Annotated in this window: 17 protein-coding genes; 3 read left to right on the forward strand and 14 right to left on the reverse strand. The window is 56.0% G+C overall.

What is annotated here, in order from left to right; genetic code table 11:
• The 6 genes from QQL54_RS08080 to QQL54_RS08105 all read right to left on the reverse strand — a co-directional run.
• On the reverse strand, positions 1-105 hold a 105-nt coding region (locus QQL54_RS08080; protein WP_233354145.1), incomplete at its 3' end, for a GTP-binding protein.
• Positions 106-151: 46 nt separating this feature from the next.
• The gene (gene fusA, locus QQL54_RS08085; protein WP_284389453.1) at positions 152-2236 is read right to left on the reverse strand and encodes an elongation factor G; all 2085 of its coding nucleotides are present in this window, start codon (positions 2234-2236) and stop codon (positions 152-154) included.
• A gap of 30 nt (positions 2237-2266) precedes the next feature.
• Positions 2267-2737 (reverse strand): 30S ribosomal protein S7, encoded by a 471-nt coding sequence (gene rpsG, locus QQL54_RS08090; protein WP_284389455.1) that lies wholly within the window; start codon positions 2735-2737, stop codon positions 2267-2269.
• A gap of 11 nt (positions 2738-2748) precedes the next feature.
• Positions 2749-3120, reverse strand: coding sequence for a 30S ribosomal protein S12 (gene rpsL, locus QQL54_RS08095; RefSeq protein WP_284371828.1), 372 nt, complete (start codon positions 3118-3120; stop codon positions 2749-2751).
• 333 nt (positions 3121-3453) lie between these two features.
• On the reverse strand, positions 3454-4671 hold the full coding sequence (locus QQL54_RS08100; RefSeq protein ID WP_284389457.1) for a dipeptidase: 1218 nt from the start codon (positions 4669-4671) through the stop codon (positions 3454-3456).
• A gap of 94 nt (positions 4672-4765) precedes the next feature.
• Positions 4766-6148, reverse strand: a complete 1383-nt coding sequence (locus tag QQL54_RS08105) for a S41 family peptidase (RefSeq protein WP_284389459.1) — start codon at positions 6146-6148, stop codon at positions 4766-4768.
• A 126-nt stretch (positions 6149-6274) separates the two neighbouring features.
• Between QQL54_RS08105 and QQL54_RS08110 the strand changes: the two genes are divergently transcribed.
• Positions 6275-7222 carry a tyrosine recombinase XerC gene (locus QQL54_RS08110; protein ID WP_284389461.1) on the forward strand — a complete coding sequence of 316 codons (948 nt, stop codon included), beginning with the start codon at positions 6275-6277 and terminating at the stop codon, positions 7220-7222.
• Here the strand turns inward: QQL54_RS08110 and QQL54_RS08115 are convergent.
• The 3 genes from QQL54_RS08115 to QQL54_RS08125 form a co-directional block, all read right to left on the reverse strand.
• Positions 7219-7815: an HD domain-containing protein gene (locus QQL54_RS08115; protein WP_284389463.1), complete on the reverse strand. Its 597-nt coding sequence runs from the start codon at positions 7813-7815 to the stop codon at positions 7219-7221. The two genes, QQL54_RS08110 and QQL54_RS08115, sit on opposite strands and share 4 nt — an antisense overlap.
• Positions 7816-7918: 103 nt before the next feature.
• The gene (locus QQL54_RS08120) at positions 7919-8791 is read right to left on the reverse strand and encodes an aspartyl protease family protein (RefSeq protein WP_284389465.1); all 873 of its coding nucleotides are present in this window, start codon (positions 8789-8791) and stop codon (positions 7919-7921) included.
• A 235-nt stretch (positions 8792-9026) separates the two neighbouring features.
• A complete protein-coding gene (locus QQL54_RS08125) occupies positions 9027-11450 on the reverse strand; it encodes an FtsK/SpoIIIE family DNA translocase (protein WP_284389467.1) in 2424 nt (807 codons plus the stop codon).
• Positions 11451-11597: 147 nt separating this feature from the next.
• On the opposite strand from QQL54_RS08125, the gene QQL54_RS08130 reads away from it, so the two are divergent.
• Positions 11598-12797: an FAD-dependent monooxygenase gene (locus QQL54_RS08130; protein ID WP_348520725.1), complete on the forward strand. Its 1200-nt coding sequence runs from the start codon at positions 11598-11600 to the stop codon at positions 12795-12797.
• Here the strand turns inward: QQL54_RS08130 and recF are convergent.
• From recF to QQL54_RS08145, 3 genes are all read right to left on the reverse strand, one after another.
• Complete coding sequence (gene recF, locus QQL54_RS08135) at positions 12794-13906, reverse strand: DNA replication/repair protein RecF (protein ID WP_284389469.1); 1113 nt, start codon at positions 13904-13906, stop codon at positions 12794-12796. The genes QQL54_RS08130 and recF overlap by 4 nt on opposite strands.
• 9 nt (positions 13907-13915) lie before the next feature.
• A complete protein-coding gene (dnaN, locus tag QQL54_RS08140) occupies positions 13916-15019 on the reverse strand; it encodes a DNA polymerase III subunit beta (protein WP_284389471.1) in 1104 nt (367 codons plus the stop codon).
• A 105-nt stretch (positions 15020-15124) separates the two neighbouring features.
• Positions 15125-15577: a DUF2147 domain-containing protein gene (locus QQL54_RS08145; RefSeq protein ID WP_284389474.1), complete on the reverse strand. Its 453-nt coding sequence runs from the start codon at positions 15575-15577 to the stop codon at positions 15125-15127.
• Between the two features lie 220 nt (positions 15578-15797).
• Here QQL54_RS08145 and rho point away from each other — a divergent pair, with 220 nt between their 5' ends.
• Complete coding sequence (gene rho, locus QQL54_RS08150) at positions 15798-17090, forward strand: transcription termination factor Rho (protein WP_348520726.1); 1293 nt, start codon at positions 15798-15800, stop codon at positions 17088-17090.
• Between the two features lie 88 nt (positions 17091-17178).
• On the opposite strand, the gene mmsB is transcribed toward rho, so the two are convergent.
• Complete coding sequence (gene mmsB / locus QQL54_RS08155; RefSeq protein ID WP_284389475.1) at positions 17179-18054, reverse strand: 3-hydroxyisobutyrate dehydrogenase; 876 nt, start codon at positions 18052-18054, stop codon at positions 17179-17181.
• Entirely contained in the window at positions 18051-19091 is a 1041-nt protein-coding gene (locus QQL54_RS08160; protein ID WP_284389476.1) for an enoyl-CoA hydratase/isomerase family protein, read from the reverse strand. The genes mmsB and QQL54_RS08160 overlap by 4 nt, the downstream gene beginning before the upstream one ends.

A 19091-nucleotide genomic window follows, 5' to 3' on the forward strand; every position in this document is an offset into this window, starting at 1 on the left:
ATACTTCGTGATCGCTGCCGTCAACGTCGTCTTACCATGGTCAACGTGACCAATCGTGCCGATGTTCGCATGCGGCTTGTTACGCTCGAACTTTTCCTTCGCCATGGGAGGCTCCTCTTACTCGTGAGATACTAATGTGAGGGGCGCGTAGTTACGCACCGCCTTGTTTGCTGATGACTTCGTCCATCACAGCCTGCGGAGTCGCCGCATAGTGATCGAAGACCATTGTGAATTGCGCACGGCCCTGAGACTTGGACCGCAGATCGTTGACGTAACCAAACATGTTGGCGAGCGGCACCATTGCATTGATGACGTTGGCGTTGCCGCGCATTTCCGTGCCTTCGATCATACCACGACGAGAATTTAGGTCGCCGATAACGTCGCCCATATATTCGTCAGGTGTGACTACTTCGACCTTCATGATCGGCTCGAGCAGTTTGATCTTACCTTCGTTCTTGATCTCGCGGAACGCAGCGCGAGCCGCGATCTCAAAGGCCATCACAGAGGAGTCAACGTCGTGATACGCGCCGTCATAAAGCTCAGCTTTGAAGTCGATAACAGGGAAGCCTGCCAGAAGGCCGGTTTCAGCCATCGTCCGGATACCTTTTTCAACACCCGGAATATATTCGCGCGGCACATTACCACCGACAACGGAGTTCTCGAAGATGATACCTTCGCCCGGCTCTAGCGGCTGGAATCTGATCTTAACACGACCGAACTGACCTGAGCCACCTGACTGCTTCTTGTGCGTGTAGTCGATATCAACATCGTGAGCGAGCGCCTCACGGTAAGCCACTTGCGGCTGACCGATATTGGCTTCGACGCCAAATTCACGCTTCAGACGATCGACCAGAATGTCGAGGTGCAGTTCGCCCATACCCGCCATGATGGTCTGTCCTGATTCATGATCAGTCGAAACCCGGAAGGATGGATCCTCTGCAGCCAAACGCTGAAGACCGAGGCCCAGCTTTTCTTGGTCAGTTTTAGTCTTAGGCTCGACAGCAATCTCGATGACGGGATCAGGGAATTCCATACGCTCTAGAATGACCGGCGAGGACGTATCACAGAGCGTATCGCCCGTTGTGGTGCCCTTGAGGCCAGCAACGGCGATAATGTCGCCCGCATAGGCTTCCTGGATGTCCTCACGATCATTGGAGTGCATCATCATCATACGGCCCACGCGCTCTTTACGCTCCTTGACGGAGTTAAGCAGGGTCGTGCCCGTTTCCAGCTTCCCGGAATAGATACGGCAGAAGGTCAGCGTGCCCACGAACTTGTCGTTCATGATCTTGAACGCCAACATGGAGAGTGGCTGATCATCAGAAGCCGGACGTGTTGTTTCTTCGCCAGTCTTCGCATCGATGCCTTTGATAGCGTCAATGTCGAGCGGGCTCGGCAGGTAAGCAACAACCGCGTCAAGCAATGGCTGAACACCTTTGTTCTTAAACGCCGTGCCGCAGAAGACAGGAACAACTTTGTTCGCGATCGTCGCAGCCCGAACGAGGCGCTGGATCGTTTCAACGTCAGGCATTTCGCCTTCGAAGTATTTTTCCATCACAGCGTCATCCATCTCAGCAACAGCTTCGATGAGCGCGAGGCGATATTCTTCAACCTTCTCGACCATGTCCTCTGGAACCGGGACAGTTTCATATGTCGCGCCTAGGTCAGCTTCAGCTTCCCAGATGTAAGCAACATTTTTGACGAGATCGACAACGCCTTTGAAATGATCTTCAGCACCGATCGGCAGCTGCATTTCCAACGCGTTTCCGCCCAGACGATCCTTCACGGATTGAACAGAATTATAGAAGCTCGCACCGATCTTATCCATCTTGTTGATGAAGATCATGCGCGGAACATTATATTTGTCAGCCTGACGCCAGACCGTTTCAGTCTGAGGCTCAACACCCGCATTGGCGTCCAGCAGCGCAACAGCACCATCAAGCACGCGAAGAGACCGCTCAACTTCAATTGTGAAGTCAACGTGTCCAGGCGTATCGATGATGTTCAGGCGTTTGCCAGCCCAGAAACAGGTCGTCGCAGCCGACGTAATCGTGATGCCGCGCTCTTGCTCTTGCTCCATCCAATCCATGGTGGCCGCGCCATCATGAACTTCAGCAATCTTGTGGTTCTTACCAGTGTAATAAAGAATCCGCTCGGTGCAGGTTGTTTTACCTGCATCGATATGGGCCATGATGCCGAAATTGCGGTAGTCCTTGAGGTCGTAATCGCGTGCCATTTCAGGCTCCTCGAAAGAATAAAGTGTGGGTTACCAGCGGTAGTGTGAGAAAGCGCGGTTCGCTTCCGCCATGCGGTGCGTATCTTCGCGCTTCTTCACGGCGGTGCCGCGGTTATTGGCTGCGTCCAGCAATTCGCCAGCGAGACGCTCGCGCATTGTGTTCTCATTGCGCTTACGCGACGCAGTCACCAACCAACGGATGGCCAGAGCCTGACGACGCTCAACACGGACCTCAACAGGAACCTGATAGGTCGCACCACCGACGCGGCGAGACCGCACTTCGACAGATGGTTTGATGTTTTCTAGCGCGTCATGGAAGACGCGGATCGGCTCAGTCTTAGCTTTGTCTTCGACGATTTCCATCGCCCCATAGACAATGTTTTCGGCGGTGGATTTCTTACCATCAAGCATGATGGCATTCATGAATTTAGTCAGGACGATATCGCCATATTTGGCGTCCGGCAGGACTTCACGTTTCTCGGCTCTGTGACGACGGGACATGATCTACTCTCTTATTTCGGACGCTTAGCGCCGTATTTCGAACGACGCTGACGGCGATCTTTCACGCCCTGCGTATCCAGAACACCACGCAAAACGTGATAGCGCACACCCGGCAAATCTTTCACGCGACCGCCACGGATCAGGACCACAGAGTGTTCCTGCAAATTGTGGCCTTCGCCTGGAATATAGCTCAGCACTTCAAACCCATTGGTGAGGCGAACTTTAGCCACTTTCCGCAAAGCCGAGTTCGGCTTCTTTGGTGTGGTTGTGTAAACGCGCGTACAGACGCCACGTTTCTGCGGACACGCTTCCAAGGCCGGAACCTTGTTGCGCTTGCGCTTGTCTTTCCGGGGCTTCCGGATGAGCTGCTGAATTGTTGGCATCAAGCCGTCCTTGTCTTGCGTGCGCGGGGCGTGCCGCGACTATTCATTACATTTATACCGCGCGGGGTATGCCGCGCCAATTTTTGGTTCGCTCCGAGAAGGGCTTACGCCCTACACAAAGCGCAGACGACCGTCTCTTCCATGGGAAGAACCGGATAGCCTGCTGGAATAAAAACCGGCCCGGCGGCGGTTGCCATCGGGCCAATCTGGGTCTCAATTTCGTCTCGAACGAGGTTTCTATGGCAACCCACAGACAGCACGTCCACTGACGGGCGGGCATATAGTCAGGGCTTTTCGGCCCGTCAACTAGGGAATGCGGTTTGCGCGCTGCCCTTAATTCAATGCGCCGGCCTCAACAGCTTCCATCACGCGAAGCAAATTACCGCCCCAAATCTTAGCAATGTCCGCCTCGCTATACCCTCTTGCGACCAACTCAGCTGTGACCGCTTCGGTCTCAGACGCATCACGCCAGCCATCAACGCCGCCACCGCCATCAAAGTCTGACGCGATGCCGACATGGTTGATGCCTGCGACGGACACAGCATGGTCGATGTGGTCGACGAAATCAGCGACAGTCGCTTCCGGTTCCATCGCAGCGATCATCTCGCGGCGCGCATCCACTTCAGCCTGCTTTTCCTTGGACAACGCGTTGTACTCTGCGCGCGAACTGATACCGAATTCGATGGCGGCCGCTTCAGTCGCCGCAACCTGCTCAGGCGTCTGCACTTTAACATAGGCCCCCAGCGCGACCATTTGCGCCACGCCATTCACCTCGGCAATTTTGCGAAGCTGCTCGTCATCAAGATTACGGGCGCTATCTGCGACAGCTTTGACCCCACTATGCGAGGCAATGATCGGTGTGCGCGACAGATCGGCAGCCTGCATCATCGTTTTTTTGCCTGTATGCGAGACGTCAACCATGATGCCGCGGTCGTTGAGCCGTTCAACGAGTTCACGGCCGAGCGGTGACAAACCGCCCCATTTGCCGACACCGCCATCGCGTTCCGCATGTGGATTGGAACTATCGCCGAACTGGTTATTGCCGAAATGGGTGAGCCCCATATAGCGCACGCCATGCTCAGCCCAATGATCCAACGTTGATAAGTCCGGGCCAAGCGGAAACGCGTTTTCCATGCCGATCAATACGGCATGTTTCCCCTCGCCAACGATTCGCCGAACATCGTCGGCTGTCAGGGCCAGTTCAAAATCATCCGAATGGGTGTCCGTCAGCGCTTCAATCGCCGTAACGCGCGTGCGGGCAATATCCAGCGCCGCCGCGTAACCCGCCTCCGTCATTTCACCTTGCGGCGTGTAGACAATCCAGAAGCCGCTATCGAGCTTGCCCGCCGCTAGTTTAGGTAGATCAACTTGTAGCTCTGTCGGGCCAGTCGGGTCGATCTCCGTCATATAGGTTAGCGGGATGTCAATATGCGTATCGAGTGTCAGTGTCTGATCATGAATCTCCGTGGCGCTTTTCGGCTCCGGCAAAGTCGCACAGGCAGCGAGTAGAGCAGCAGAAATGAGAAGTGAGTGGTGAAGCTTGAGAGTCATGGCAGGATCCTTTTGCGTCGTCCTACCGTGACCTCGCGCCGTTGCGCAATGGTCGAGACGCGAACTGAGTAAAACCGCTCCCTACTCCAGAACCTTATTCGATGCGACCGCGCACATTCTCAATCGCCCGGTCAAGCGCCGGATCGCGATTATTGAGAACGTCATCAAGATCAGGGCTGACCGCAATATCTGGTATAACGCCCGTCCCGACAAAATCCGTACCATCCGGCAGTGTGTCACGCTTCGCTGAAACCCGCGCACTTAGGCCGCCCGGCAGCTCAAAATGGACTGGTTGGCCCGTGCTGCCGAATGTCGCCTCCCCGATCTGAACCATGTGCGGTTGGCTCTTTGCGAAAACCATAAAGTCTTCTGCCGCTGACGCTGTCCATTTAGAGGTGACGATGGCTATCGGGACGATCAATCGGTCAGCTACGTCCAGTGGGGTGAGCGTATTGTGTTCGCCTGTTTCCCACATCGGCGACGCCCATTCAGCATAGCCCTCCAAACCGCCTTCGCCCCATACCTTGAACGCTGAAACATGTTTGGGTGTCATCCAACGCGACCCCGGTGCCGGAGCATTGATGAAACGTCTCATCACATGACCACCGATGGCGGTACTGCCGCCGCCATTGCGGGAGACATCAATAATAAGCCCCTTGGCGCGACGAATTTCAGGCAACAGAGCATCAAATTGCTCAGGAACAGTATCATCAGAGAAAGAATTCAGTGACAGGATGGCGATATCGCGGTCCCAGCTGAGATGCACACTGCCCTCACCCGCGGGATCATTGCGCGTTCTGACCCAGTCTATCCCGCCTTCGCTATATCGGTTGCGCTTAACCGAGATGACGCGATTTTCGCCGTTGGGCGTCACAATTCCAATTCGGGCGGTCGTGCCGACAGAACCAAAGAGCGGCCCCAATAGCCAGTAAGACCGTCCACCCGCGGCATACTCACGCCTGACATGTGGTGATGACGTCGCCAAGTAAGGCAGAACATCCCGCTCAATCTTCGCTTCTATATCTTCTCCATCCACTGAAACGACTTGGCTTCCGACCGGGACGGTATCTGCCAACTCGCTGTCGATATTGGTGACGTATATTCCCGCCCCAAAAGGGGTCAGACGAATAGGCGGTGCGTCCAACACACATCCGCGTCTCAGCGATGGTGTCGGGTTAAGATTGGTGTGCCCATCCTGCAGTGCTGTGATGAAGCTTTGCAGCGCGCGAAAATACTCCAATTCCGTCTCAGCATCCCGAACCATAGGAAGATGCCGAAGATATTCGGCATCCCAGTCCAAGTCCGGCACCTGATGAAACCAAGCGAAATCCCTATCCGCGATCTTCCAGATCTTCGACAGAGCGTAGATTCTGTCCGCTTCTGTTGTGGGCTCAGGCGCCGGGCAGTCTGGCGCTGCAATGGCCGTTTGCGCGAACAGGGTAAAAGCCGCTGAAAATATGAAGCCATTGCGCATCATGAACTCCCAAAACGGCTTTGAATAAAATTACGTCATCTGTCGTAATTGATAAATGCGCACCTCATATTTTGTCAAGCGACGATCGATTTTGCCTATTCTTTAAGGTCTGAGCGGCAAGATCAAATTATGGCGGCAACCCCCAACATCTCAGCGGATGACGTGAGAACGACGTTTCTGTCCCATCTGGCTGGTGAGCGCCGCCTGTCCGAGAAAACGGTTGAAGCCTATGGGCGCGACATTCGTGATTTTCAAAACTTCCTAGCCCGCCACCTCGGCGAACCCGCAGGTCTTCGAGCATTGGCAGGACTCGGACCGTCTGACTTTCGCGCATATCTCGCGTTCAGACGCGAGGGTGGACAGGGCCATCCAGGTCTGGGATCCGCGTCCGTACAACGCCTGCTGTCCGCCATTCGTACCTTATACAGATATCTGGAACGACGCTGGGATGTTGCCAATTCTGCTATCGCCCTCATTAAAGGCCCACGCACCAAACGGCCCGTTCCCAAAGCCTTGTCGGTTGACGGTGCGCGAGACTTAGTCGCGGCCGGGTCGATGGATGGGGCGGTCCCTTGGATAGAAGCGCGCAATAGTGCCGTATTAAGCCTCGCCTACGGCGCTGGCTTACGTATTTCGGAAGTGCTCAGCCTGACAGCAGAGGTACTGCCTCTTGACGATACGCTCATCGTTCACGGTAAAGGCGGAAAATCTCGAATGATTCCGATCCTGCCTGCGATCGGCAAGGCGGTCACGCGCTATGCTGAGTTATGCCCCCATTCCCTCGCACCCGGATCGGCCCTCTTTCGGGGCGTTCGCGGTGGCCCCCTCGGCCCTCGGATCATCCAAGCCGAAGTGCAGAAGCTCCGCGCCTATCTTGGTCTACCCGAATCCGCGACACCGCACGCGCTGCGCCATTCCTTCGCGACACATCTTCTGGCTGGGGGCGGTGACTTGCGCACAATCCAACAATTACTCGGCCATGCCAGCCTGTCGACAACTCAGCGCTATACGGATGTCGATGCGGCGCGCCTACGCGAGGTGCATGCGGGTGCGCACCCCCGCGCTGGGCGGCGCTAAAGCGCAGCGTCCAACTCGGCGAACCGTTTTAAAAACAACCGCTCCGCTGCTACGACAGGCGCCGGATCAATCGTGACATGCAGCCCGTCGGGCGGCGTGATGAAGAACTGATCCGCCTCCTCTACTGTGAAGCCCGCAATCTGCGTCGCTTCAAACCAGGCGCAGATCACATCACACCGTTTGATCTGTTTCTTAAGCCGAGATGGCGTTGGGGCCGTTAAGCCAAACCGGCGATTGACGGCTTCGTCCAAGCGCGTCTCAAACGCCCTATAGTCATAGCCGAGCGCCGCCTTAAACGGGCTGATCATATCGCCGATCACATATTCGGACGCATCATGCAGCAGTGCTGTCATGCGCTCTTCTGCCGATGCCTTGGGATAGAGTTGATAAAATAAATCCTCGACCACGACACTATGTTCCGCGACCGAAAATGCATGATCCCCCGATGTCTGCCCGTTCCACCGCGCCACGCGGGCTAGACCTCTGGCGATGTCCTCAATTTCAATATCGAGTGGGCTCGGGTCAAGCAGATCGAGCCGACGCCCGGAGAGCATGCGCTGCCAGGCGCGTGGCGGTGGAGAAGTCTTAGGCATAAGGTTGAGTTAGCCTGTTCCGCACAGATTGGAAATGCTGACGCGGACCCTAATTGAGTTCAGGACTAGCAAAATGGCAATCAATCAATGCGGAGCACTTGACCTATGAGGACTCCATTTTGATCCACATGACGTCATTCGCAAAGTCAATCAAAATGGACTTACCTTCGAAGAAAGGCATCCCAACGATCATCATTGGCTTACCCTCCAAATCTATCACATCGAACAAGCTTAGACGATGCACAGAGAAGAGTTGATGCGGCCACGCGCGATTGCCAAATTCTATTCCCTCCAAAACCACGTGCCATTCTGGTTTAAACTCACCTATTGCCCCATTCACCTTCCATTCTTTGCGAAGATGATGGCGTCTCACCCTCAATTTCCGCAAACGTCTAAAATTCCAATTCATCACATTGAACTCTGAACCCGTATCCACCAAGGCGAAGGCCTCTGTTCCGTTAACCTGCAAATCTAGAAAATGAAGTCCCAGCACATCCCTATTGAAGGGACGTTCATTCAACTGGATAGAGGACCAGGTTTTATCAAACGTCAGCGGCGCAGATTTTTCGTCAATGAAGAATGTTTTCTGACTATTTGGGTCAATCAAGATTTTATATTCCGCCAATATATCTAACCCAATAATACCTTTGGTTTGCCTCAACAATGGGTCGCTATACTTCGGTTGATCAAGGATTGCGAAAGTTACGCCTTTGATCTCTTTTGATCCGATTAGAAAATTTTGAATTATGGTCGTGGGGCGCGTTGCCAAAAAATTCATGTCGTGGATACGAACTTGACCACCGCCTTCTATGACTGCGCCCGGCAGGATAGAGTCCCGGTAGATCACTGACGTTGTTGCTCCTGTATCAAGGATAAATTTGCCGGGCCCAGTTTCAAGAAGATCGAGCCTCAAAACTATCAGCCCCCCTTGAGAGGTTTCGTAATCAAGCGCTGTTGCACTTGAACTTTCTAGCATTCTTTCGAGAGGCACGGTTTGAACGGATGGGATCGTTGAACACGCTGACAGAGATTGAAACAAAAACGCCCAAAATAGTACACAACCAAAGCGGCAAACGTTGATCAAAAGATCACTCGCGGGGCAAGCTGACACTCGGGCAGCATATGCTGCCACGCGCGAAGCAAAGGGAACGTCCTGAACATGTACTTAGGTTAGCGGGTCGCGACCGTCCCGCAAGTCATAACCGGGTGTGCTAGAACGCTTCGCTCTCAGGCAGGAAGATTTCACGTTTTCCGCCAGACCCGGCTTCGCTAATCATGCCTTCCTGTTCCATCCGGTCGATTAGATCGGCGGCTCGGTTATAGCCGATGGAAAGACGGCGCTGAATATAGCTGGTTGAGGCCTTGCGGTCATTGGAGACAATCGCGACGGCTTGGTCGAACAAGGAATCACCGCTAGACCCGCCGCCTGCGACGGTTGGGTCATCAGATGGTCCTTCATCCCGATCCGTTGTGATATCTTCGAGGTAGGCTGGTGCGCCTTGAGCGCGGACGAAGTTGGCGACGCGTTCCACTTCAGAATCAGACACGAACGGCCCGTGATAGCGTTTGGGGCCTGTATCGCCGAGGAACAACATATCGCCTTTGCCAAGCAATTGCTCGCCGCCCATTTCGCCGAGAATGACGCGACTGTCGATTTTGGATCCAACGCGAAAACAGACTTTGGTTGGGAAGTTGGCTTTGATCGTGCCGGTGATGACATCAGTCGATGGGCGCTGCGTGGCGAGAATCATATGAATGCCAGCAGCGCGCGCCATTTGCGCTAGTCGCTGAACAGACCCTTCAATGTCTTTTTTGGCGACCATCATCAGGTCTGCCATCTCGTCGATGATCACGACGATATAAGGCATGGGCTCGAATTCGAATTCTTGTGTCTCAAAAACCGGCTCCCCCGATTCGTGATCGAAGCCCGTTTGAACCGTCTTGGACAAGGTCTCGCCGCGCGCTTTCGATTCGGCGACTTTTTCGTTGAAGCCTTCCATATTTCGCACGCCGATTTGGCTCATTTTGCGGTAGCGATCTTCCATCTCGCGCACGGCCCATTTCAACGCGACAACAGCTTTTTTCGGCTCTGTCACGACGGGCGCCAGCAGATGCGGCGCACCGTCATAAACGGAGAGCTCCAGCATCTTTGGATCGATCATGATGAATTTGCACTGTTCCGGCGTCAGCTTGTACATCAGGCTGAGGATCATGGAATTGACCGCGACCGATTTACCTGACCCGGTTGTACCTGCCACCAGCATATGCGGCATGGACGCCAGATCGGTGACGAAGGGCGCGCCGCCAATATCTTCGCCCATGATGAGCGGTAGACGGGCGTCGCTATTTTCAAACGCTTCAGATTCCAGCATTTGTCGCAACCAGACGATTTCGCGCTTGCGGTTCGGCATCTCCACACCCAGCGCATTGCGACCGGGAACGACCGCGATTCGCGCAGATTTTGCGCTCATATTTCGAGCAATGTCAGAGGCAAGATTGATCACGCGCGAGGACTTCACACCGGGCGCTGGTTCGAATTCAAATAGAGTGACGACTGGACCTGGACGGACATCGCCCATTTCACCTTCGACGCCATAATCGCCCATGACGCGGTGCAACTGGTCGGATTGGCGCTGCAACATACCCTCATCACGCACGGTGCTGCGCGGCGGTGGAGCCTTAAGTAAATCAGGCGTGGGTAAGACAAACCCCGTGGCCGCCGAGAAATCGAATTCCGGAGCACCACGTTTTGGATTGGTGACCTTACGGGCCACCGACTTAGGCTTGGACTTTGGTTTCGGTTTAGGCGCTGGAGCCACAGATACGGGCGCGGGGACGGGTGCAGGCGCGGGCGTGAAAGACGGGGCATCAGGGATCGTGCGGACCCCGACAGTCTCGGTGTCTAGCTCACCTTCATAGGATTTTCGGAAGATCCTGACCAACCAAGCCGCCATGGCATCGACCCCAACGCGGACATAAGCCCAGACCAGACCGGCTGCATCGAGGATGTCGACTACGTCTCGACGAACGAGGCCAAGATGCCGCGCGAGACATACACCAAATCCGAGGAACGTGACCAAAGCGACGATACCGCCTGACAGGGGAATATTAAAATGAACGAGCCAGCGCCTCATCCCGAAATGCATCAGGTCGCCGAACCAACCCCCCAACCCAGAGCCCATCGGCCAGCTTTGCGGGATCGGAAAGGCAGACAGGGTTGCCGTGCCTAATAGGACAGCCCCCATATATATCAGCGCGCGTCCAGCGCGATCACGTCTTGTCTGAAGACGAACCGTGCGGCGCAGCAACCGGCGGACACCAGAAATCATCATCAGGCAACTGGCCAGCAACCCGCCCCAACCCAGAGTTTGCATCAACACATTGGCGACCCAAGCACCCGGCGCGCCGAACGCATTGCCGATACCGCCGACGCCCGCTGTGTCCATCGTCGCGTCGAACGGCGAGTAAGTTAGTTGGATGATCATCAACATCCCGCCCAGCCCAATCATCGACAGGGCGCTGACGGCGCGCTTCCACGCACTGGCTTCTGCCTGCGTCACCGCATCCATCATCGCCTGGATCGCTTCCGGCGAATATTCCTCATAAGGGGCGGTGGCGGCAGGGGGCGGCGTCATCTGGGGTCCGAAACTAGAGTAGCAGGTTAATGAAAGGTGACGCCAAGGCGTAAAGGGGGCGTTAAAGCCGGATGCATCCTTGTGGACGAATTGCCGCCCGCGAAAGCCACTTTCCATGCGACCGTTGCGGGCTTAGGTCTCTCGATTATGAGCGAACACACGCAAATCGCCGTCATTGGTGCGGGCTTGTCAGGATTATTGTCAGCCTTGGCCCTATCGGACCCGGAGCATGGGGCCGGTCGAGAGGTCATCCTGATTGATGCTAAGCCGATTGATCGAAGTGAAACGGATGGTCGAGCAACGGCTCTTACCCCGTCCGCCATGCGCGCGCTCACACGGTTGGGCGTCGAGGAGGTAGACGCGACGCCGATTCTTGGCATGCGCGTGGGCGAAGGTGAAGCTGACACGCCATGGCAGTTTGAACTGCCAGAACGGGACGACGAACCGCTGGCTTTCAATGTCGAGAATGAGCGTCTGAGGACGTCAATATTGGCACGTTTGAAGACAAGGCCCGTGAAGATCCGAGATAATGTTCGGGTCGACACTCTATCTCAAAACGGCTCCGTCAATCTGATGTTGAGCGATGGTACTCAGCTCACGGCGGATCTGGTTGTGGCCGCAGATGGCCGCAACAGTGCGACACGCCGGATGGCAGGCCTATCCGTCTCGCGATCTGATTTCGGCCAGCATGCTTTGGTCACGACCGTGATCCATGCAGAGCCACATGAAGGCATAGCGTTACAGCGCTTTCAGCCCGTGGGCGCTGTCGCCAGCCTGCCCTTCGCAACGACGAAAGCGGGCCACCGCTCGCAGATCGTCTGGTCTGACAGATCCGAAGCGATAACCGCAGCTCGCGCTCTACCTGAAGAGGCGTTGATCGCCCTGATTGATGACCGTCTGTGGGGCGCCTTGGACGTCACCGGGCTAGATATGCCCGTCCAGAGCTATCCACTCATCGGCCAACGGAGCGAAGCGCTCAGCCGAGGACGCGTCGCTCTTATTGGCGATGCGGCGCGCGTCATCCACCCGCTTGCGGGTCAAGGCTTCAATCTCGGTATCCGTGATATTGGTGCGCTGGTTGAGGGTGTCCGCGAGGCCGTCTCGACAGGGCAGGATATCGGCACAGCAGGTTTGATCGGTTATGAGCGGTGGCGCCGAGCAGATGAAACCATGCTGGCGACGTTGACAACATCGCTGGCGACCGCCCCAACACGCGGCCCACTATCTCTGCTTGGTCATGCCCGCCGTGCCGCCTTTGCCGCTATTGACGACATGCCCGCCCTCCACATGCTCATTCGCCGCGAAGCCGCCGGGGAAACGGGCGAGCGACCGACTTTGTTGCGTTAACCCGTCTGCTCGGTGACCGCACCGCCGCTGACCTCAAACCATTGCGCCTGCGCCCCGAAGTCCGAAAAAAGCGACTGGTCCGTGCCCGTCATGAAAACCTGAAGGCCGAGATCGATCAATTCCTCTGACAGGGCGCGGCGGCGCTCTGAGTCCAGGTGGGCGGCCACTTCGTCGAGTAGAAGGATAGGTGAGCGCGTCACTTGAGCCCGGGCATGAGCAAGGATCAGCCCGATCAGCAGCGCCTTCTGCTCACCCGTCGAACAAAGGGCCGCGGCCATCGCTTTACCTTGATGCACGACTTTGACTTCGGATCGATGCGGCCCCGTCAGGGAACGCCCGGCGCGGCGGTCTATTGGCCGTGTCTCTGCCAAACGCTCACGGAAGTCACTTTCCGCATCATCTAGATAGATGCCATCTTGAAGAAGGGCCTCGACGGTTCCCTCAATAGCGATCTCCGCTTGCGGAAAGGCCGATGCGCTACGCTCCATGATCGCCTCCCTTAATCGCTCGATCGTATCGACGCGGGTCTTAGCGATGCGTGCACCGCAGGCCGCCATGTCAGCCTCTAGCGCGTCATACCAACTGGCATCAGAGATGCCGTCAGACAGCAGTCGATTGCGTTCAGACCGGGCCTTTTCATAGCGCAAGCTGGCCACACCGTGAGACGGCTCAAAAGCGAGCGCTAAACGGTCGAGGAATTTCCGGCGGTCGCTTTCCGGTCCCGCGAACAACCGGTCCTGCACCGGGGTCAGCCATTGGACCGTGAGCAATTCGGCGAGTTGTGATGCCGTGGCATTGGTCTGATTGATGCGGACTGCGCGGCGGCGCGGACTATCGGGCAGCTGACCGACGGAAATGCGCGTGCCTTCATCTAGCTCAGCATTGACGCCCCAAGCGGGTGCGGTTCGACCGTGCTCAACTCGGGCGAGCGCATCAATCCCAGCCCCGCGCAAACCCCGGCCCGGAGACAGGAGGGAGACCGCTTCCATGAGGTTTGTTTTGCCCGCACCATTCGCGCCAAACAGCACAATCGGTCCAGGCGAAAGGTCTAGATCAAGCCGGTCATAAGACCGGAAATCCGTCAAACGTAGAGAGGCGAGTGCCGCCATCCAATCGGCTTAGACCCGCAGCGGCATCAGCACGAAGAGTGCATGTTCATCTTCCGAATCGGTGACAAGCGCAGGCGATGAGGCGGAATCGAGCATGAAGGTCGCGTCCTGACCTTCGATCTGTCCCGCGACGTCAAGGAGGTATTTGGCGTTGAAGCCGATTTCCATTGCATCATCATCGTAATTGACCGGAAGATCTTCGCGAGCTTGGCCTGACTCTGGGTTATTGACCGACAAGGCCAAATTGCTGTCCGCGAGGGAGAGCTTAACCGAGCGGGACTTTTCAGCCGAAATCGTCGCAACCCGGTCAACCGCTGAGGCGAACACCTTATTGTCGAGCACGAGCTCTTTGGTGTTGGTGCGCGGGATTACGCGCTCATAGTCTGGGAATGTGCCGTCGATGAGTTTCGACGTCAGCACCACCGTGCCCGTCGTAAATCGAATTTTGGATTCAGAGACGGCGACGGCTACATCGGAGTCGGTGCCGTCAATCAGCCGGCGAAGCTCTGCAACAGTTTTGCGCGGGATAATCACGCCCGGCATATCGTCCGCGCCGTTCGGCAAGCTTTGTTCCGCCAAGGCCAAACGGTGACCATCCGTGGCAACCGCGCGTAGCAACCCATCACGGGCGTGCAGATAAATGCCGTTGAGATAATAGCGCGTCTCTTCCGTGCTGATCGCAAATTTCGTCTTATCAATCAGACGCGACAGATCAGACGCGGGAAGAGTGAACTCATTGGAGAACCCGTCCGCCGTCATTTTGGGGAAATCGCCAGAGGGCAGCAATGGTAGCGTGAAATGGGCCGACCCCGCATCAACATCCAAACGATCATCGGAATTGATCGTCAGTTGGACTTGCGCGCCGTCCGGCAATTTACGGACAATGTCGTAAAGCGTGTGCGCAGGGGCGGTCACTTGCCCCGGTGCATCCACGCCCGCTTCAACCGATTCGGACACTTCGATATCCAGATCGGTGGCAACTAGCGTCAGTCGCCCATTGTCGCCGCCCATCAAGACATTGGACAAGATCGGGATCGTGTTGCGTCGTTCCACGACCGACTGGACATGGGATAGTCCGGTGAGAAGCGCGCTGCGTTCGAGGGTGAGTTTCATGATGAATGAGCCGTTTGGAAAAGACCTTTGACGGTCAACTTTAATGAAAAATGCAGATTTTGGAAGCGCTAGACAACGAAAACCACGTCAGGATTATCTACAGGCCTATTCCGTTAGGGTAGCGGGCGTCTCTACGCGCGTCCAGCGTTGCGTCTGGCAGAGGAAGGCGATGCAGCCTTTAACCTTCAAGACGTTGGGATCGTCATCCACGCGAATCGAGCTTTTGTAACTCTTTCCATCTTCGGGATTATAAATTCGGCCCTTTTTCCATTTATCGTCGTCACGCTCAAAGCCGTGAAGCATGACAAGTCCGATGATGGGTTTGTCGCGAAGATCTGGGTCCGAATTATTAACGTCCGTGGTCGGTTCTCCTGACGGAATTTCCGCCGTCTCAATAACGCCGCAGGGTGACGCGTCACCGCAATCGACAATCCGAACCGTCGCCGTCCCCTCTTCCGTCAGCCAGACGCCGTAAACTGAATTCGAGGCAAAGGCGGGCGCCGACATGGTGAACAAGAACAGGGCGAGTAGAACAGAGACGAGAAAAGCGTTTTTCATAATCTCGCTTTCGACTCTACAAGCGACAGCGTCAAATCTTCAACGCATCAGCGCGCTTGACCAGGCGCGCACCCTCACCTATCTGTTGTCCATCAGCCGTCCGGCTGTTCCGTGTGAGTTTGCCGTTCTTGGCGCGAGCGCGATCTAAGGCTTAGCCTTTCCCACCCGATATAATAGCCGCGCAGGGTCCTCCTGTGTTGTGCCCTTCAAAGACTAAAACATGACCGTCGATACACCCGTAGACCAGCTTGAAACGATTTCGCTGGACGATCTCAAACAAATGAAACCTGGCGAGCTGAACCGCTTCGCTGAACAAGTCGGGATCAAAAACCCTGGCTCCATGCGCAAACAAGATATTTTCTATCAAGTCCTCAAAGACTTAGCCGAACGCGGCGTACTCGTGCGTGGGCGCGGCGTACTGGAAGTGCTGCAGGACGGCTTCGGCTTTCTGCGCGCGCCGGAAGCCAACTATCTGGCTGGCCCTGACGATATTTATGTCAGTCAAAAAGATATTCGCCAATTCGGCTTGCGCACTGGCGATACAATCTCTGGCCTGCTTGATGCGCCCAAGGGTGATGAGCGTTATTTCGCTCTGAATAAATCCGAAGAAATCAACTTCTCTACGCCCGAACAGGCACGGATGAAGGCGCACTTCGATAATCTGACGCCGCTCTATCCCGATCAGCGTTTCAAGATGGAACTCGAAGATCCGACGGCGAAAGATACGTCCGGTCGCGTCATCGATATCGTCGCCCCCATCGGTAAAGGCCAGCGCGCCTTGATCGTCGCGCCGCCGCGGACCGGTAAAACCGTTCTACTGCAGAACATCGCGCACTCTATCGAGAAAAATCACCCGGAATGTTACGTCATGGTCCTACTGATCGACGAACGTCCCGAAGAAGTGACCGACATGCAGCGCTCCGTGAAGGGCGAGGTGGTTTCCTCGACCTTTGACGAACCGGCCACGCGCCACGTGCAAGTCGCAGAGATGGTGATCCAGAAAGCCAAGCGCTTGGTTGAGAGCGGTAAGGATGTTGTCATCCTGCTCGATTCGATCACCCGTTTGGGCCGCGCCTACAACACTGTCGTGCCAAGCTCTGGTAAAGTGCTGACCGGTGGTGTGGACGCCAACGCCCTGCAACGCCCAAAGCGCTTCTTTGGTGCCGCCCGAAACATCGAGGATGGCGGCTCACTGACTATTATCGCGACCGCACTGATCGAGACCGGCTCCAAGATGGACGAAGTTATCTTCGAGGAATTCAAAGGAACGGGTAACTCGGAAATCATTCTCGATCGGAAAGTCGCGGACAAGCGCATCTTCCCAGCCATCGACGTGACTAAGTCCGGCACGCGGAAAGAAGAACTCTTGGTGCCGCCAGCGGAACTGACCAAGACCTACATCCTGCGCCGCATCCTGAACCCAATGGGCACGATGGACGCGATTGAGTTCCTGCTCGGCAAGCTCAAAGATACGAAGTCAAATGGCGACTTCTTCGATTCTATGAATACTTAAGGCCTGTACACCCAGTAAGGTCTGCCGCGCAGCGGCTGCTAAGGCCCGTCAAAGGCGAGCACCCCTTCGGGGGTGCTTTTTCTTTGGGCTACAAGCTCCCGTCGATCAATTTCATCACGCCGGAAAAATCCAAACCGCCCTCGCCTGCCGCTTCCATCAGCGCATAGAGCGCCTCAGCCTGCGCACCCAGTGGCGTCGCCGCGCGAGCAGTCGACGCGGCTTCTTTGGCTAGGCGTAGATCCTTAAGCATCATCGCGGCGGCAAAGCCCGGCTGGTAATTGCGATTAGACGGCGCACTTTCAACCGGGCCGGGGGCCGGGCAATAGCTGGTCATCGACCAATTCTGACCAGAGGCCGTGCTAGAAATATCGAAGAAGGTTTGCGCGTCGAGGCCGAGTTTGTTCGCGAGGTTGAACGCTTCGCACGTCCCGATCATATGAATGCCGAGCAGCATATTGTTACAGATTTTCGCGACCTGACCATTGCCTGCGTCGCCCGCATGGAACACATTCTTTCCCATAATCTCAAGCAGCGGTTTAGCGCCCGCAAAGGCCTCTGCAGTTCCGCCACACATGAAGGTCAGCGTACCTTCCGTAGCCCCTTTGACCCCGCCCGACACCGGCGCATCAATCATGGCGAAGCCACGTTCAGTCGCTTTGCCAATCACAGTCCGCGCACTGTCGACATCAACGGTTGAGCAATCGATCATCAATGTGCCTTTGTCGGCATGATCGAACACGTCGGCATAGACCGCCCGAACATGCGCACCGGCAGGTAGCATGGTCACAATTGCGTCTGCGCCAGAGACAGCCGCCTCAACTGTTTCAGCCTTCGCGCACCCGGCATCAACTGCTTTAGCCACGGCATCGGCTGACAGGTCAAACGCGCGCACATCATGATGTTTCGCGAGATTGACGGCCATACCGCCGCCCATATTTCCCAGCCCGATGAATGCGATGATCATGGCAGAAACTCCTGACGTGGCTTGGCCGTCTGACGGAACATGCGTTCGATCTGCGCGTCGGTCACGGCGTCTAACGCATCATGCGACCACCCCGGATTACGGTCCTTGTCGATCAGTTGCGCCCGGATACCTTCGTAGAAATCCTGAATGGTCAGGAAATTGAGTGAGAGGTCGAGTTCCTGCGTCATCACCTGACGGAAATCCAGCGCAGCCCCCCGGCGCAGGGCCTCCAAAGTTGTCGCCAGAGCCATCGGACTTTTACGGCGAAGCAGCTTGGCTTGCAGCGCAGACCAATCGGATCCCTCCGCGTCGAGCGCCTTGAGAATATCTGAGACTGTGGCCTTTTCAAATGCCGCGACCGCTTCTGGAATACCCGCCCCTTCGGGCGACGTTTCGTTGAAGTCTGCTAAGACCGCTTCAACATCGTCGGCATTGCGAAGGGCCGCAATCAGCGCATCATGCGCGTTAGTTGGGACGAAATGTGTTGCAACGCCCAAGGTCACGCAATCTGCCGGCCCCAAACGAGCGCCGGTTAAACCGAGCCAGTTGCCGACAGCCAAAGAGCCGGAATGACCCAAACGCGGCAAGAAGTAAGTCCCGCCCACATCAGGGAAATACCCAATCCCGGTTTCCGGCATGGCGAACAAGGTCGTATCGCCCGCTACCCTATGTTTCCCATGCACGGACAAGCCGACACCGCCGCCCATGACAATCCCATCAATCAGCGCGATATAAGGTTTAGAATAGCGATGGATCAGCTCATTCAGCGCATACTCGACCCGCCAAAACATCTCGGCCCGACCGTCTTTAGCTTTCCCACTATCATGCAGCATGATGACATCACCGCCTGCACAGAACGCCCGATCCCCTGCGCCGTCAACCAGCACAGCCTTGACCGCATCATCATCTTGCCAGTCGAGTAAAGCCTCGGTCATGGCGACACACATCTCTGTCGTTAGTGCGTTTAAGGCCGTCGGTCGATTGAGCGTGATCCGTCCAAGCGAGCCTTCGATGCAGGTCGTGATCTGGTCTCTCAT

This window comes from Algimonas ampicilliniresistens (assembly GCF_030159955.1).
GTDB lineage: Bacteria > Pseudomonadota > Alphaproteobacteria > Caulobacterales > Maricaulaceae > Litorimonas > Litorimonas ampicilliniresistens.

What these genes read in the sequence shown, in the direction of transcription:
- QQL54_RS08100 (WP_284389457.1), bottom strand. Translation starts at nt 4,671, where the DNA reads ATGACTCTCAAGCTTCACCACTCACTTCTCATTTCTGCTGCTCTACTC.
- rpsG (WP_284389455.1), bottom strand. Translation starts at nt 2,737, where the DNA reads ATGTCCCGTCGTCACAGAGCCGAGAAACGTGAAGTCCTGCCGGACGCC.
- recF (WP_284389469.1), bottom strand. Translation starts at nt 13,906, where the DNA reads ATGGCGGCACTCGCCTCTCTACGTTTGACGGATTTCCGGTCTTATGAC.
- dnaN (WP_284389471.1), bottom strand. Translation starts at nt 15,019, where the DNA reads ATGAAACTCACCCTCGAACGCAGCGCGCTTCTCACCGGACTATCCCAT.
- rpsL (WP_284371828.1), bottom strand. Translation starts at nt 3,120, where the DNA reads ATGCCAACAATTCAGCAGCTCATCCGGAAGCCCCGGAAAGACAAGCGC.
- fusA (WP_284389453.1), bottom strand. Translation starts at nt 2,236, where the DNA reads ATGGCACGCGATTACGACCTCAAGGACTACCGCAATTTCGGCATCATG.
- QQL54_RS08125 (WP_284389467.1), bottom strand. Translation starts at nt 11,450, where the DNA reads ATGACGCCGCCCCCTGCCGCCACCGCCCCTTATGAGGAATATTCGCCG.
- QQL54_RS08120 (WP_284389465.1), bottom strand. Translation starts at nt 8,791, where the DNA reads ATGCTAGAAAGTTCAAGTGCAACAGCGCTTGATTACGAAACCTCTCAA.
- QQL54_RS08110 (WP_284389461.1), top strand. Translation starts at nt 6,275, where the DNA reads ATGGCGGCAACCCCCAACATCTCAGCGGATGACGTGAGAACGACGTTT.
- QQL54_RS08105 (WP_284389459.1), bottom strand. Translation starts at nt 6,148, where the DNA reads ATGATGCGCAATGGCTTCATATTTTCAGCGGCTTTTACCCTGTTCGCG.
- QQL54_RS08130 (WP_348520725.1), top strand. Translation starts at nt 11,598, where the DNA reads ATGAGCGAACACACGCAAATCGCCGTCATTGGTGCGGGCTTGTCAGGA.
- QQL54_RS08160 (WP_284389476.1), bottom strand. Translation starts at nt 19,091, where the DNA reads ATGAGAGACCAGATCACGACCTGCATCGAAGGCTCGCTTGGACGGATC.
- QQL54_RS08145 (WP_284389474.1), bottom strand. Translation starts at nt 15,577, where the DNA reads ATGAAAAACGCTTTTCTCGTCTCTGTTCTACTCGCCCTGTTCTTGTTC.
- rho (WP_348520726.1), top strand. Translation starts at nt 15,798, where the DNA reads ATGACCGTCGATACACCCGTAGACCAGCTTGAAACGATTTCGCTGGAC.
- QQL54_RS08115 (WP_284389463.1), bottom strand. Translation starts at nt 7,815, where the DNA reads ATGCCTAAGACTTCTCCACCGCCACGCGCCTGGCAGCGCATGCTCTCC.
- mmsB (WP_284389475.1), bottom strand. Translation starts at nt 18,054, where the DNA reads ATGATCATCGCATTCATCGGGCTGGGAAATATGGGCGGCGGTATGGCC.